17 protein-coding genes are annotated in these 14,113 nt (G+C 62.2%); 7 read left to right on the forward strand and 10 right to left on the reverse strand.

Features of this window, described 5'->3' with window-relative positions:
- Positions 1–10 precede the first annotated feature (10 nt).
- Genes ABVQ20_RS04760 through ABVQ20_RS04770 form a run of 3 tightly spaced genes read right to left on the reverse strand, consistent with a single transcriptional unit; the run spans position 11 to position 1,151 of the window.
- Positions 11–343, reverse strand: a complete 333-nt coding sequence (locus ABVQ20_RS04760; RefSeq protein WP_354458366.1) for a hypothetical protein — start codon at positions 341–343, stop codon at positions 11–13.
- Positions 343–726 carry a hypothetical protein gene (locus ABVQ20_RS04765; protein WP_354458367.1) on the reverse strand — a complete coding sequence of 128 codons (384 nt, stop codon included), beginning with the start codon at positions 724–726 and terminating at the stop codon, positions 343–345. Before ABVQ20_RS04765 ends, ABVQ20_RS04760 begins: the two co-directional genes overlap by 1 nt.
- On the reverse strand, positions 696–1,151 hold the full coding sequence (locus ABVQ20_RS04770) for a hypothetical protein (protein WP_354458368.1): 456 nt from the start codon (positions 1,149–1,151) through the stop codon (positions 696–698). The genes ABVQ20_RS04765 and ABVQ20_RS04770 overlap by 31 nt, the downstream gene beginning before the upstream one ends.
- A 148-nt stretch (positions 1,152–1,299) precedes the next feature.
- Here ABVQ20_RS04770 and ABVQ20_RS04775 point away from each other — a divergent pair, with 148 nt between their 5' ends.
- The 5 genes from ABVQ20_RS04775 (at position 1,300) to ABVQ20_RS04795 (ending at position 5,338) form a co-directional block, all read left to right on the forward strand.
- Positions 1,300–2,133, forward strand: a complete 834-nt coding sequence (locus ABVQ20_RS04775; RefSeq protein WP_354458369.1) for a DUF1194 domain-containing protein — start codon at positions 1,300–1,302, stop codon at positions 2,131–2,133.
- An 80-nt stretch (positions 2,134–2,213) separates the two neighbouring features.
- The gene (locus tag ABVQ20_RS04780) at positions 2,214–2,588 is read left to right on the forward strand and encodes a peptidase inhibitor family I36 protein (protein ID WP_354458370.1); all 375 of its coding nucleotides are present in this window, start codon (positions 2,214–2,216) and stop codon (positions 2,586–2,588) included.
- A gap of 157 nt (positions 2,589–2,745) precedes the next feature.
- On the forward strand, positions 2,746–3,696 hold the full coding sequence (locus tag ABVQ20_RS04785; protein ID WP_354458372.1) for an ABC transporter substrate-binding protein: 951 nt from the start codon (positions 2,746–2,748) through the stop codon (positions 3,694–3,696).
- A 68-nt stretch (positions 3,697–3,764) separates the two neighbouring features.
- Positions 3,765–4,541 carry an ABC transporter permease gene (locus ABVQ20_RS04790; RefSeq protein ID WP_354458373.1) on the forward strand — a complete coding sequence of 259 codons (777 nt, stop codon included), beginning with the start codon at positions 3,765–3,767 and terminating at the stop codon, positions 4,539–4,541.
- Entirely contained in the window at positions 4,538–5,338 is an 801-nt protein-coding gene (locus ABVQ20_RS04795; protein ID WP_354458375.1) for an ABC transporter ATP-binding protein, read from the forward strand. The genes ABVQ20_RS04790 and ABVQ20_RS04795 overlap by 4 nt, the downstream gene beginning before the upstream one ends.
- A 373-nt stretch (positions 5,339–5,711) precedes the next feature.
- Here the strand turns inward: ABVQ20_RS04795 and ABVQ20_RS04800 are convergent, their stop codons facing one another.
- The 3 genes from ABVQ20_RS04800 to ABVQ20_RS04810 all read right to left on the reverse strand — a co-directional run bounded on the left by ABVQ20_RS04800 (position 5,712) and on the right by ABVQ20_RS04810 (position 7,686).
- Positions 5,712–6,650, reverse strand: a complete 939-nt coding sequence (locus ABVQ20_RS04800; protein ID WP_354462127.1) for a GlxA family transcriptional regulator — start codon at positions 6,648–6,650, stop codon at positions 5,712–5,714.
- A gap of 378 nt (positions 6,651–7,028) precedes the next feature.
- Positions 7,029–7,163 carry a hypothetical protein gene (locus tag ABVQ20_RS04805; protein ID WP_013531161.1) on the reverse strand — a complete coding sequence of 45 codons (135 nt, stop codon included), beginning with the start codon at positions 7,161–7,163 and terminating at the stop codon, positions 7,029–7,031.
- 337 nt (positions 7,164–7,500) lie between these two features.
- The gene (locus tag ABVQ20_RS04810) at positions 7,501–7,686 is read right to left on the reverse strand and encodes a hypothetical protein (protein WP_354458377.1); all 186 of its coding nucleotides are present in this window, start codon (positions 7,684–7,686) and stop codon (positions 7,501–7,503) included.
- 224 nt (positions 7,687–7,910) lie between these two features.
- Between ABVQ20_RS04810 and ABVQ20_RS04815 the strand changes: the two genes are divergently transcribed.
- A complete protein-coding gene (locus tag ABVQ20_RS04815) occupies positions 7,911–8,810 on the forward strand; it encodes a LysR substrate-binding domain-containing protein (protein WP_354458379.1) in 900 nt (299 codons plus the stop codon).
- A gap of 32 nt (positions 8,811–8,842) precedes the next feature.
- Here ABVQ20_RS04815 and ABVQ20_RS04820 read toward each other — a convergent pair whose 3' ends face one another.
- From ABVQ20_RS04820 to ABVQ20_RS04830, 3 genes are all read right to left on the reverse strand, one after another.
- Positions 8,843–9,796: an alpha/beta hydrolase gene (locus tag ABVQ20_RS04820; protein WP_354458381.1), complete on the reverse strand. Its 954-nt coding sequence runs from the start codon at positions 9,794–9,796 to the stop codon at positions 8,843–8,845.
- A 244-nt stretch (positions 9,797–10,040) separates the two neighbouring features.
- On the reverse strand, positions 10,041–10,226 hold the full coding sequence (locus ABVQ20_RS04825; protein WP_227346838.1) for a hypothetical protein: 186 nt from the start codon (positions 10,224–10,226) through the stop codon (positions 10,041–10,043).
- A 407-nt stretch (positions 10,227–10,633) separates the two neighbouring features.
- Entirely contained in the window at positions 10,634–12,703 is a 2,070-nt protein-coding gene (locus ABVQ20_RS04830) for an ASKHA domain-containing protein (RefSeq protein WP_354458383.1), read from the reverse strand.
- Positions 12,704–12,789: 86 nt separating this feature from the next.
- Here ABVQ20_RS04830 and ABVQ20_RS04835 point away from each other — a divergent pair, with 86 nt between their 5' ends.
- A complete protein-coding gene (locus ABVQ20_RS04835; protein WP_354458384.1) occupies positions 12,790–13,032 on the forward strand; it encodes a hypothetical protein in 243 nt (80 codons plus the stop codon).
- Positions 13,033–13,132: 100 nt separating this feature from the next.
- Here the strand turns inward: ABVQ20_RS04835 and ABVQ20_RS04840 are convergent, their stop codons facing one another.
- Positions 13,133–14,107, reverse strand: a complete 975-nt coding sequence (locus tag ABVQ20_RS04840; protein ID WP_354458386.1) for a methyltetrahydrofolate cobalamin methyltransferase — start codon at positions 14,105–14,107, stop codon at positions 13,133–13,135.
- Positions 14,108–14,113 lie beyond the last annotated feature (6 nt).

Below are 14,113 nucleotides of genomic sequence, written 5' to 3' on the forward strand. Positions count from 1 at the left end.
CCGGATGGCCCTAATGCGGCAATGCCGCGTCTATTTCAGCCTGGCTTTTTGGAAGGCTGTTGCGGGTGGCGATCTCGGCGCTCAATTTGCTTGCCCGCTCCCAGCGGTCGGCGAAGTTCCATCCACCAATCTGGATGCTCGAATAGACGGTGGTTTCGCCCCTTGAGCCCGGCGTGAAATACATGATCCCGTCTGCCGGAGGTGGGTAAACAGCCGCGCGTTTGTACTTCTTGTAGAACTGGTCGCGGATGCGATTGCTGATCCTGGTGTTGTCCTGTTCGCCGATCCAGGACACGAAGGCAGCCGACAGGAATGTCGACAGGCCGGCGGCAAGCGTTTTCATCAACTCCTCGGTTGCCGGATCAATGTGTCTTTCGGCGGAGCGAGGTCGATGACCACCACAACGATCAGGCCGGAGACGAATGCCGCTATGGCCGCCGGTCCCAGCACCCAGCCTTCAAGGAAGAACAGCCCGGCGCGCGGCATTTTTGGAAGGAACAGGTTGCCGATCAGTTCCAGCAGATAACCGGCCACGATCGCCGCCAGCACCAGCTTGAGCGCCTCAGCCCATTGGTGGTTGATCAGCATCCATGCGAAGGCCATGCCGATCAGGACGACGATCAGGGCTTTCGCGGGGCCGCGAAGGTCTCCGAAAAGATCCTTCAGTTCCGACCATAGCTTGCCGAACATGACGGTCAGGTTTCGTGCATGGGGTCGTGACTGCACTGCCAGACGATGCTCCCATTCGGCTTGCGCACCTGCTGCATCGGGGCGAAGGGCACGGCCATCTGGCATTCGTTGGTCGCGGCGAGCGCGGTGAGCAGCTTCACGCTTTCGAAGAGAGCCCGGACCAGCGGTTCCGCCGGGCCGGTCGGCAAGATTGTCTCCCGGCTCCTGTCCAGCGCGGTGATGGCATCCGTCAATTCGAACGTGGAGATCGACTTTGGATTGTCGCCGGGGGGCGAAGCGGCATGGAATGTCAAAAGCCGCGTTGCCAGCGCCAGCGCGCGTACGATCGGCTCGAGATCGGTGGTCTCGGCCGCCAAAGGCCTGAACCTCGACAATTCTGCGGTCAGCACGCCTAGCTGTTCGATGGCCTGCTTTTGTGCGTCGGCAAGTTGGTGGACTGGATCTTCCGCCTGCTGCGACATCGGTTTCCCCACAGCTCCGAGGTGAATGATAATCCAAGTCGAGCCCACGTAGAAGTGCGGCGGTCGTGGCGGACACCGTTGAGCGGAGCGGCCGAGAAAATGCGGGCAGCCACTTCACCTGCCGCCCCCCTTCGCGCATTATCCCGGCATGGTTCGGACATTGACGGTGCTGCTGGCGGTATCCGCGGCTATCCTGCCGCCGGCCAGTGTTTCGCGTGCCGACGAGCCTGTCGATGTCGAGTTGGTGCTGGCCGTCGATGTGTCGCTGTCCATGTCGCCGGAAGAGCTCGAAATCCAACGCCACGGCTATGCGGCTGCATTGACCCACGACCATGTCCTGCAAGCCATCGCCGATGGCGCGCGCGGCAAGATCGCCGTCACCTATGTCGAATGGGCCGGCACGACCTGGCAGCGCGTCATCGTGCCGTGGACGGTGATCGCCAACCGCGCCGACGCCGAGCGGGTTGTCGAGAGGCTTTCCGCCCAGCCGCCCGACAGCGCCCGGCGCACCTCGATTTCCGGCGCCCTGCAATTCGGCAGCGATCTCTTCGCCGAAAGCGGCTTCCGGGGCGACAAGCGGGTCATCGACATTTCGGGCGATGGTCCCAACAACCAGGGCGCGCCGGTCGACGGCGTGCGTGACGAACTGGTCGGGCAGGGCATCATCATCAACGGCCTGCCGCTGATGACCAGCAGCGGCTTCACCGACGCCTACGACGTCGATCATCTGGATCGCTACTACAGCGACTGCGTGATCGGCGGTCCCGGCGCCTTCATGATCCCGGTCAATGACTGGACGCAGTTTCCCGAAGCCATTCGCCGCAAGCTGGTGCTGGAACTTGCCGGCCCGGCATCGCCGCGATGGGCGGCAGAGGAGGCCGAGCATCCGCCGGTGGTTCTCGTTGACGACAAGCCCCCCGCCGACTGCCAGCTCGGTGAAAAGATGTGGCGCAACCGCAACTGGTTGCAGAACCGGCCGTAGAGCAGGCGACGCCCACTTGCTTCTCCATGCGAGGCAATGGCAGACTGACGCGAGGGCGCCGGGGCAAGATATGCCGCCGCTTGACGCGGGCCAAAACAGGGAAATTCCAAATGAAGCGTCTTTCAATGTTGACGATTCTTGCGACGGTGCTCTGCGCCAGCACGGCCAATGCTCAATATGACAGCCGGCCGGCCTGCGTGATGTTCGAGCATGCGAATTTTCGTGGGCGTGCGTTGGAAATGAGCTCTGATGACGCCGTCAATTTCCGCAACGGCCAATTCTGGAACGACCGCGTTTCGTCGGTGATGGTGCGCCGGGGCTGCACCCTTGTCGCCTATGAGGATTCGGACATGGGCGGCCGCTCGATCACCATAACCCGCAGGGTCCGAAATTTAGACGACGGCGGCTGGAACGATCGCATCTCCTCGGCCGAGTGTTATTGCGACGCGTACTGAGGCCAGAACGTTCGGATTCGCTGCCCTTCGCGGACAACGAATCCCTGCCTGATACGGGGTCGCCTCCGGCCGTGGTGCCATACACATTCCTGTTCATTGACAAGCTTCCCGGCGTCTGTGAACAATTCCCCATTAAGAAAACAAAAGGGGAACTGACATGAACAGGATCGCCGTTTTTGCAGCAACGTTGACGCTTGCCGCCGGATTGTCCGCGCCGGTCATGGCCGCCACGGCGGTCACCATCGGCATCAGCGGGTGGACGGGCTTCGCCCCGCTCACACTCGCCAAGCAGGCCGGCATCTTCGAGAAGCATGGCCTCGACGTCACCTTGAAGAAGGTGCCGCAGGCGAGCCGCCCGCTCGCTATCGCCAGCGGCGACCTGCAATGCGCGGCCACTACCGTCGAGACATGGCTTGTGTGGAACGCCAGCGGCGTCAACACCAAGCAGATCTTCCAGCTCGACAAGTCCTATGGCGCCGACGGCATCGTCGTGCGCAACGACATCAAGAAGGTCGCCGATCTCAAGGGCAAGACCGTGGCGTCGTCGGCGCCGGGCACGTCACCCTATTTCCTGCTCGCCTGGGTTCTGAACAAGAACGGCATGTCGACCAAGGATGTGACGGTCGTCAACCTGGAGCCGGACGCAGCGGCCCAGGCCTTCCTCGCTGGCCAGAACGATGCGGCGGTGACCTATGAGCCCTTCATCTCGGCGGTGCGCGACAAGTCCGACCAGGGCCATATCCTGGCGACCACGCTCGACTACCCGATGGTGCTCGACACGGTCGGCTGCACGCCGGAATTCCTCAAGGCCAATCCGGACGCCGCCAAGGCGCTGGCCGACAGCTATTTCGACGCGCTCGACCTGATCAAGAAGGACCCGCAGAAATCTTATGAGATCATGGGCGCGGACGTGAAACAGTCGGCCAAGGAGTTCGAGGATTCGGCGAAATACCTGAAATGGGCCGACAAGGCGGAGAACAAGCAGTTCTTCACCAAGGAGTTCCAGGATTTTTCCAAGACCGCCGGCGACCTTCTGCTGCAGATGGGGCTGATCAAACAGGCGCCGGATGTCACAACGCTGGCCGACACCAGCGCTGTAGCCAACTGAGCGGCGGATTGCATCGCCTCGCGGCGGCGCCTGGCGCCGCCGTATTCCCTTTTTCAAGGACACTCTAGATGCCGCGCCCCCTGCATCCGGTCCCGCCGGGCATCCGAACGATGCTCGGCATTTCCTTCTTCGTGCTGTTCGTGGCGTTCTGGGCGTGGATCACGCTCGGCGGCCACGTCAACCGCATCTTCCTGGCCGATCCGCTCTCGATGCTCAAGGACGGCTGGCGTCTGCTGGTCGAGGACCGCTTCTGGCTGGATATCCTCATCACCATGTGGCGCGTCTTCGGCGGCTTCCTGCTGGCGGCGATCGTGGCGGTGCCGATCGGCATCATGATGGGCGCCTGGAAGCCGGTGGAGGCATTCCTCGAGCCGTTCGTCTCGTTCGCCCGCTACCTGCCGGCCTCGGCCTTCATTCCGCTGCTCATCCTGTGGGCCGGCATTGGTGAGCTGGAGAAGCTGCTGGTCATCTTCGTCGGCTCGGTGTTCCAGGTCATCCTGATCATCGCCGTCAAGGTTGGCGCTACGCGGCGCGACCTGGTCGAGGCGGCCTACACGCTGGGCTCCACGGACAATGGCATCGTGCGGCGGGTGATCATGCCGGCCAATGCGCCGGAGATCGCCGAAACGCTGCGGCTGGTGCTGGGCTGGGCCTGGACCTATGTCATCGTCGCCGAGCTGATCGGCTCGTCCTCGGGCATAGGCTACATGATCATCAACAGCCAATCGCGTCTGGCGACGGGGCAGATCATCTTCGGCATCATCGTCATCGGCCTGATCGGGCTGTTGTCCGATTTCGCCTTCAAGGCGTTCAACCGCTGGCTCTTTCCATGGAGCCTGGCGTGAGCAAGCTTCTGATCGAGGGCGTTTCGCGAACTTTTGCGGGCGTGCGCGGCGGGCAACCGGTCAGGGCCCTGATGCCGATCGACATGGTCGTGACCGCCAATGACTTCATCACCATCCTCGGACCCTCCGGCTGCGGAAAGTCGACGCTGCTGCGCATCGTCGCCGGCCTGGAGGAGCCCAGCACAGGCCGCGTGCTGCTCGACGGCAAGGCGGTGAGCCGGCCTGGACCCGATCGCGGCATGGTCTTCCAGTCCTACACGCTGTTCCCGTGGCTGACGGTGGCCGAGAACATCGCCTTCGGCCTGCGCGAACGCGGTATGCCTGAACGTGAGCGGGCCGGCATCGTGGCATCCTATATCGACCTCGTCGGCCTCAAGGGGTTCGAGAACCATTGGCCAAAACAGCTTTCCGGCGGCATGCAGCAGCGCACGGCAATCGCGCGCGCCTTGGCCAATGACCCTGAGATCCTGTTGCTGGACGAGCCGTTCGGCGCGCTTGACAATCAGACCCGCGGGCTGATGCAGGAACTGCTGCTTGGCATCTGGGAGCGCCGCAAGAAGACGGTGCTGTTCGTGACCCACGACATCGAGGAGGCCATCTTCATGGCCTCGCGCGTGATCGTGATGACGGCGCGGCCCGGCCAGATCAAATCGGATGTCGCCGTCGATCTGCCGCATCCGCGTCATTACACGCTGAAGACCAGCCCGGAATTCTCGGCGCTGAAGGCGCGGCTGACGGAGGATCTTCGCGTCGAGGCGATACGGACGGCGCAGACACAATCCGCCACTGTGGTTTAGTCACGCGCATCAATGATCGAGACGCCAAGGGGGCCGACATGATGGCTGTCTCATGATCCTGGGAGAAGCATCGGACATGGGTGCGGTCGCCAATGACGAGCGTGCGTGAGGTGAAGTCGAAGACACCTGGGCAAACGTCTTCCGCTTCGGCGAGAGGGCATACGAGTTCCTGCGAGACTCTGCTGATCGCTTCCTCATATGGGACGTGAAGGCCGATCGTCCCCTGGAACGAGACCAATTCTCTTATACGAAACATTCTGCGATGCGCGACGCGCCATCGAACGGCTTTATAGGTCGTCCGATGCGTGACGCCAGCCGCCCGCTAGGCCCTGGTTATAGATCTACGTGACGTCCACCGGATCGCGGTGCCAGCCTATGCCGCCAGCAACTGCTTGCGGTCGACGCGTTCCTGCTGCGGCGAGCGTGCGTAGAGTTCGCGGTAGCATTTGGAAAAATGCGAGGCCGAGACGAAGCCGCAGGCAACCGCAACCTCGACCACCGGCATGGACGACTGGATCAGCAGGTGCCTTGCGCGATCGAGGCGGATCTCGAGGTAGTAGCGGGCAGGGGACCTGCCCATCTCGGTGCGGAACAGGCGCTCGATCTGGCGACGCGACAGGTCGACATGATCGGCGATCTCGATCAGCGACAGCGGCTCGGACAAATTGCCCTCCATCAGTTCTATGATGGTCAGCACTTTCGAGTTCTGCACGCCGAGGCGGGCACGCAGCGGCAGGCGCTGGCGGTCGGTCGGGCTGCGCACGCGGTCGGTCAGCACCTGCTCGCAGACCCGGTTGACGAGGTTCTCGTCGAAATCGTCGCCGATCAGCTTCAGCATCATGTCGAGCGCGGCGGTGCCGCCGGCGCAGGTGTAGATGTTCTGGTCAATCTCAAAGAGATCGGCAAAGACGTTGGCCTTCGGGAAGGCCTCGGAGAAGCCCGGCAGGTTCTCCCAATGGATGGCGCAGCGCTTGTTGGACAAGAGACCGGCGGCGGCAAGGATGTGCGCGCCGGTGCACAGGCCGCCGACGGCGACACCGCGATTGTATTCCTCGCGCAGCCAGGCGAAGGCCGACTTGTTCTGGTAGCGCTCGACATTGATGCCGCTGCAGACGATCGCCATGTTCGGGCGCTCGGGGCCGGCCATCTTCTTGCGCTCTTCCTCCAGCGAGGTGTTGACCGCGCATTCGACGCCGTTCGAGGCACGCACCGGCTTGCCGTCGATACTGGCCAGACGCCAGCGATAGGCCTCGTAGCCGAGCATCCGGTTGGCCGAGCGAAGCGGATCAAGCGCGGTCGCAAAGGCGATCATGGTGAAATCGGGGACGAGGAAGAATACAAACGATCGCTTGATCGGATGCTTGACGGCGTTCAAGGGAACCTCATCTGGCCATGACGCGAACAGGATGTCGCGAATAGCATAGCGACATCAGGAAAAACCATTCCTGTCAATTGGCTAGGCGGCAAGGAGAACATTAAATTTGCGACATGGGTCGCAAATGGGCAATCACTGTGCGGTGACGCCTAAACGGTTACCATCGTCAGGTTGTGGGATGGCATGGGAGGGCAATCCGCAAACAAAAACGCCGCCTCGGCAAACCGAAGCGGCGGCAGTCAATTCCCAGGCCGCGGCAGGGAAGCGCGGCGCTGGAGGTCAGCTGTGGGTCCAGAAGACCCGCAGCTTCTGGTATCAGGCGACGAAGCCGAGGCGCGCCGCATTCATCGCACCGGTCTGGCCGGGCATGGTGTTGGCAAGGCGCTGACGCTCAAGAGCGGTCGTCAGGTTCATTTCGCGGCGGGCAAAGAGGCGGGCAAAAAGCTTCATGATTCATCTCCATTCGGTTGCTCAGACGGGTCGCCTTCGCTTTATGGAGTGGGGCAGCTCGTTTGCTGACGGTGATATAGGCTTGTGTAAGCAAAAACTAAATCGCAAATGCGAAGCGCTTGATATGAAAAGCGACACCGGATGCGACATGTTTGGGCACCGTGCCTGAAATTTATGATTTCTTACAAGGCATTAGCTGGAAAATGGGCTGCTATGCGGCTTGCTCATATGCGCCATGCGCTGGCGACATGGCTCTAAAACTCATTTGAATACAAATAAAACGGAGAAGGCCTGCCGGCGAGTGCGCGGCAGGCCTTCAGCATTTGATACACACGATTTACTTTGCTCCAGCCCAGGACCCGACGCCATTGCGAATGCCGGTCTTGGTGTCGGCGGCTTCAGGCCAGCCAATGTCCTTCTGAAGTTCGATAGGCAGCGAGCGGATGGCCCGTTCCGTCTGGTAACGGGCGCGTGCCGCGTTGAATTCGGTCGCAATGCGACCGATGGACGACAGGATAGACATTACCTTCTCCTTTTGTGCCCGGTTGGGAGTGCCAGGACAGTGGCTGATTACGTCAGTTGTGTTTCAGCTTCATTTCATGTCGATTGCAGGTCTGTATCGCGGTCGTTTCATGACTGCATATGGCAGCATCCTGCTTCGACAAGATTGACTATCCTCCCAAACTGATGTTCAATCAAACGAAATGGAATGATGCTTTGTATCAGAAAAATTGAAGGCTGGTTCCCATGAACGCCCCGCTCAATCATCCGCTGCCGCTGCTCGACCTCGACGTTTTGCGCACTTTCGTGGCGATTGCCGAAACCGGCAGCTTCACCACCGCGGCCAATGCGGTGTTCCGCACGCCCTCGGCCGTCTCCATGCAGATCAAGAAGCTGGAGGACATTCTCGGCCGCTCCGTCTTCGCGCGCGACGCGCGTTCGGTGACGCTGACCACCGATGGCGAGGTGCTGCTGGGCTACGCGCGCCGGCTGTTGTCGATCAATCGCGAGGTCGTGTCGAAGTTCATCATTCCCGATATTGTCGGTGTTGTGCGGCTGGGATCGCCGGATGATTACGGCGAGCGCGTGCTGCCGCATGTGCTGAAGCGCTTCGCGCAGTCGCATCCCTCGATCGCCGTCGACGTCACCATCGACCAGAGCATCAATCTGCGCCGGCGGATGGACGACAGGGCGCTCGACATCACGCTTCTGACCAATTCCTACAAGACCAGCGCGCTCGGCGCTGAGGTGCTGCTCACCGAACCGATCGTCTGGGCCGGCGCCAAGGGTGGCTGCGCGCATCTGCGCGAACCGCTGCCGGTTTCATTGTGGGAAGAAGGCTGCGCCTGGCGGGCAGGGGCGCTCGATGCGCTTGGCCGCGAAGGCCGCAACTATCGCGTTGCCTACATGAGCGCGCATACGGCCGGCCAGCGCGCCGCCATCATGGCCGACCTCGCGGTCGCACCGCTGCCGAGATCGTTCCTCGGCAATGAGATGGTCGAGCTCAGCCCGAAGGACGGCATGCCCGACATCGGCACCTACAACCTCGCCATGGTCGTGGCGCCGGACGCCAGCGCGCCGGTCAATGCGGTCGCCGATCACATCCGCGACACGTTCGAAGTGTTCAGGGAAACCGGCAAGTTCTGATCCGCCAATCGCGTCGGAAAGCAGGAGGAGCGCTACTCCGCCGCTTGGGCGGAGGGCGCTTCGAATTGTGCTCTCGCACTTTGCCTGACCGGTGCCTGGCTCTCGCTCAGAAATTCAACGATGTGTTGGCGTGCGCGGCGTGATTCCGGCATGTCGATCAGTGGCCAGACATGGAACATGCCTTCTTCATGGATGACATCGACCTCGACGCCGGCGGCGCGCGCCTTTTCGGCGAAGATCAGATTGTCGGGCGTCAGGAGATCGCGTGAGCCGATCAACAGCAGCGTTCTCGGCAGCACCGAGAGGTCGCCGTAGAGCGGGCTGATGTGCCAGTCGTTGCGGTCGATGCCCGCACTGTACATCCGGATCGCTTCCAGGCCGCCTGGAATGCCAAGCCACGGATCGTTGCGTTCCGCCTCGAACAGTTCTGGATTGGAAAGCGACATGTCGAGGCCCGGCGAAATCAGCACATGGCGCGATGGCAGGGGCAGGCCCTCCTCGGCAGCCATCATGGTCAGCACGACAGCCATGTTGCCACCGGCCGAGTCGCCCATGAAGATGATGTCTTCAGCCGCGGTCTCTTCGAGCATCTGGCTGTAGACCTCGCCGACCATTCCGAACATGTCATGGAAATCATGCTCGGGCGCGATGGGATAGATCGGCACGGTGATGCCGAAGCCTAGCCGATCGGCCATCTCGGCGATCAGATTCCAATGATAGGACGTGATTTCAAAGACATAGGCGCCACCGTGCAAGTAGAGAATCCGCCTCTGTTCGCCGCCTCTGGGTGCGATTTCGTAGACCGGAAAGTTGTTCACAGTGCGCGTCGTTATGTCGAGGCGCGAACGCAACGATGCGGGTGGCTGATGGTCCTCCGTCTTGCGCGCGTTGGCGATCCATCGCTGCAGGCTTTCCGGGCTCGAAAAGGCCTGCTTGCGGCTGTGCCTGAGGACGAAGGACACGAAGTGGCTTTTGAAACTTGGCATGCGGATACACGAACTTCGGCAGAGCCGACTAAGAGAATTCCCCCTCTTTTCCGAAGATCGTGCCTTCGCCAGGAATGTCAAGATTTATGCCGCCCACGATTGTGTGACAGCGCTGGGGACCAGCCTCACTTCCGCCGGGGACGGAGGCGCAGCAGTGCTGCGCGAATTCGGTTGTCGGTGGGAGCCGAGGCCGGATGACGGCCCCGGCGTGCGCCGAGCAGTTTGCACTTGTCGGCGAATGTCATCAGCGCGCGGCGCTCCAGATCGCGCCGGTCAGGCTCGCTCTCTCGCTCGATCGCGGCGACACCGGCCAGCCAATGTCCTTCTGGATTTCCGGCGGCAGGCTGTTCAGGATGCGCCTTGCCTTGTTGCGGTCATGCGCTTTCTTGATGGCCGCGCCATAGCGACCGAGGCTTTCAAACATCGACATCTTCATCTCCCTTGGAGTCTTGCGGCGGCCGAAGACATTTCGTGCCTGCCGTTCGATGCCGGTTAAATGCCCCGCCTATGTATCCAGTGGATTTCGCGAAAGCGCGTTTGAGTTTCGAGATCGGTTCGATCTTGAAACATTTGCATGCAAATGAAATTGACTGGCGGCAGCGCTGCCCCTCATCCGCCTGCCGGCACCTTCTCCCCGTATAGTGACGGGGAGAAGGGAACTGCGGCGCGCCCCTGCGCCTTCCGCAACGCTGGAGATTGGCGAAATCCTTGGCGATGGCGTCCTTCTCCCCGTCACTATACGGGGAGAAGTGCCCGGCAGGGCGATGAGGGGCGGCGCCGAGATTGGAGGAAAACAGAACGTCAGATGACGCGCATCATTCTTCCAACATGCCCTTACTATTCCCGGCTGCGTCTCGCTGCGTGACCTTCGCGCGAACGCCGCCGCGGCGCGGCATCTCCGGCGACACCGTCTTCACTCACGGTCTTGCGCGGCGGCAGTTTCACCGCCGCCGACAGTTTCGGGAACGGATCGACTTTGTTCGGCAGCGCCATGGCGTAGACGAAATGCTCTTGGAACTTAGGCTCCAGCGCGGTCTCGATCTTCTCGATCTGGCTGACGGTTTCCTCGATTTCGCGACGATAGCCGCGATTGAGCAAGGCCATGCGCGCGCCGGCACCGGCGGCGTTGCCGACGGCCATGACCTTGTCGAGGTCGCAGTCGGGGATCAGGCCCAGCACCATGGCGTATTTCGGATCGATGAAGGAGCCGAAGGCACCGGCGAAATGGATGCGGTCGACATGCTCGGTGTGCTGTTTCTCCATCAGCAGCTTGGTTCCGGCATAAAGGGCCGCCTTGGCAAGCTGGATGGCGCGCACGTCGGTCTGCGTGATGGTGATCTTCGGCTCGCCTTCCTTCAGCACATAGGAGAAGGTGCGGCCGTTGGCGACAACGCGCGGCGATCGTGCCGCAAGGGAGCCGTCCACGACGCCATCCTCGGAGATGACGCCGGCGAGATACATTTCCGCGACGACTTCGATGATGCCGGAGCCGCAGATGCCGGTGACGCCGGTTGCCTGCACGCTGTCGAGGAAGCCAGGCTCGTCGGACCACAGTTCCGAACCGATGACGCGGTATTTTGGCTCCAGCGTGTCTGGATCGATGCGCACGCGCTCGATGGCGCCTGGGGCCGCGCGCTGGCCGCCGGAGATTTCAGCACCTTCGAAGGCCGGACCGGTGGGCGACGAGGCCGCCACGACGCGGGCACGATTGCCGAGCACGATCTCGGCATTGGTACCGACGTCGACGATCAGCATCATCTCGTCCTGGCGGTGCGGGCCTTCCGACAAGGTGACGGCCGCCGCATCGGCGCCGACATGGCCGGCGATGCAAGGCAGCATGTAGAGTCGGGCACCCTGGTTGAGCTTCAGGCCGATATCGGAGGCCTTGATGTGCACGGCGCCGGAGACAGCCAGCGCAAAGGGCGCGCCGCCGAGCTCGGTCGGATCGATGCCGAGGAACAGATGATGCATGATCGGATTGCCGACGAAGACGGAATCCAGAATGTCGTTGCGCTGGACATTGCCTTCGGCGCAAACCTTGTCGACGAGGCTGGAGATCGCCTCGCGCACGGCAACCGTCATGCCTTCGCGGCCATCCGGGTTCATCATCACATAGGAGACGCGGCTCATCAGATCCTCGCCGAAGCGGATCTGCGGGTTGGACGTGCCCGAGGACGCGGCGACGCGGCCCGACAGCAGCGACACCAGATGCATGGCGATGGTGGTCGAGCCGATATCGCAGGCGAGCCCATAGGCTTCGTTCTTGAGGCCGGGCCACAGGGCGATGACCCTTGCGGTCTCGCTATCGGCATCCTTGTAGATGGCGGCGGTGGCGGTCCAGTTGCCCTTGCGCAAAATGCCCTGAACCTGCGGCAGCAGATAGAAGTCGAAGTCCAGGCTCTTGAGGTTCCAGTCCTTCATCAAGGCGATCTTCAGGCGGTCGAGATCGCCCAGCGGCTTGTGCATGTCGGGCTCTTCGATCTCGACGTAGCACATACGGATGGCCGCATCGCGCGCGATCACCCTGGTGTCGGCATCCTTGCGGATGGTCTGCGCGTTGATGACGGTGTCCTGCGGCACGTCGATGACGAGGTCGCCGAGGATCTGCGCCGAGCAGGACAGGCGGCGCCGCTCGGGCAGGCCGCGCACGCGCTCGTAGCGCTCTTCCTTCGGGCCCTTGGGCGAAATGTGCTCGTTGGAGGAGACAATCTTGTGTTTGGCGAAATTGCCTTCCTGCACCTCGATCTGGCAGCGTCCGCAGGTGGCGCGTCCGCCGCACACGCTCTCGACATAGACGCCAAGCTGGCGCGCGGCATCCAGCACCGGCGTGCCGACCGGGAACCGCCCGCGCTTGCCCGACGGCATGAACAGCACGAGCGGATCGGTGATGTTGGCGGGAGAATTCATGCTGCAGGTCTCGATAACAATTGTCGATGCCGTTTAACGGATCGTTTCACTATTGGGCGGAGTGTCTTCTGGTCCAGAGGCCAATCATGTCCGATCTCCTCCTGTCCGCCATACTCACGACTTTCACCATGGTACGCCTGCTGAGGGGCCCATGGCTGCGAAATCCGCAATATCTGGCGTCCGGCATCGTCGGAGCAATTGCCGGCATCTTGCTGCTGCACGGGTTCTGGCCGGCGGCCGACGACGACTTCATCGTCGGCGGCGTGACCGGCATTTTCGGCTCGTGGGCGGGAATGGCTGTCTTCGACACCATTCTGGGCATGGCCTGACCGCACAGCATGCCGACCTGACCGCAACACACACCGGTCCGACGGCATCAACAGCACGATCGGACCAGTGAGGTTGGCGGAAGATTTCACGATTGCGCGCTTACCCCCGACCCATCCGTGCTTCACGTCCACCACGGCGGCGGCCGCCATTGTTGGCGCCTTCGCCCGGTGCGTTGACCGCGGTCGGAGCCGCGACCGCCTGGCCGCCTTCGGCCGGCTTGTAGTCCTTGTAGGTCCTGATCCAGTTGGTGCAGTTCTCATCGGTGCCGTTGAGCACATTGGCGCCGCGCACGGCTTCCATCTCCTGCGGACGTACCGGGTTCATGATCGCCGAGGTCATGCCGGCGCCGATCACCATCGGGATGAAGGCGGCGTTGATGCCATGGCGGTGCGGCAGGCCGAACGAGATGTTGGAGAGGCCGCAGGTGGTGTTGACCTTCAGCTCTTCGCGCAGCCGGCGCAGCAGCGCGAACACCTGGCGGCCGGCATCGCCCAGCGCGCCGATCGGCATGACCAGCGGATCGACGACGACGTCATGCGCGGGGATGCCGAAATCGGCGCAGCGCTGCACGATCTTCTTGGCGACGGCGAAGCGCACGTCCGGATCCATCGAAATGCCGGTCTCGTCGTTGGAAATGGCGACGACCGGAACATTGTATTTCTTGACCAGCGGCAGGATGGCTTCGAGCTTTTCTTCCTCGCCGGTGACGGAGTTGACCAGCGGGCGGCCCTTGGCGACCTTCAGCGCCGCTTCGATCGCGGCCGTCACGGACGAGTCGATCGACAGCGGCAGGTCGACCAGTCCCTGCACGATTTCCAATGTCTGAACCAGCAGGCCCGGCTCGGTCTCATTCGGGTTGACCGAGGTGACGCCGGCGTTGACGTCGAGCATGGTCGCGCCGCAGGCGGCCTGTTCCAGCGCGTCCCTGATCACTGTGTCGAAATTGCCGGCGATCATCTCGGCGGCCAACTTCTTGCGGCCGGTCGGGTTGATGCGCTCGCCGATCACGCAGAAGGGCTGGTCGAAGCCGATGATGATTTCTCGTGTCGCCGAGGCAACGATGGTCCGGGTCATGAAATT

The sequence above is a fragment of the Mesorhizobium shangrilense genome (assembly GCF_040537815.1).
Taxonomy (GTDB): Bacteria; Pseudomonadota; Alphaproteobacteria; order Rhizobiales; family Rhizobiaceae; genus Mesorhizobium; species Mesorhizobium shangrilense.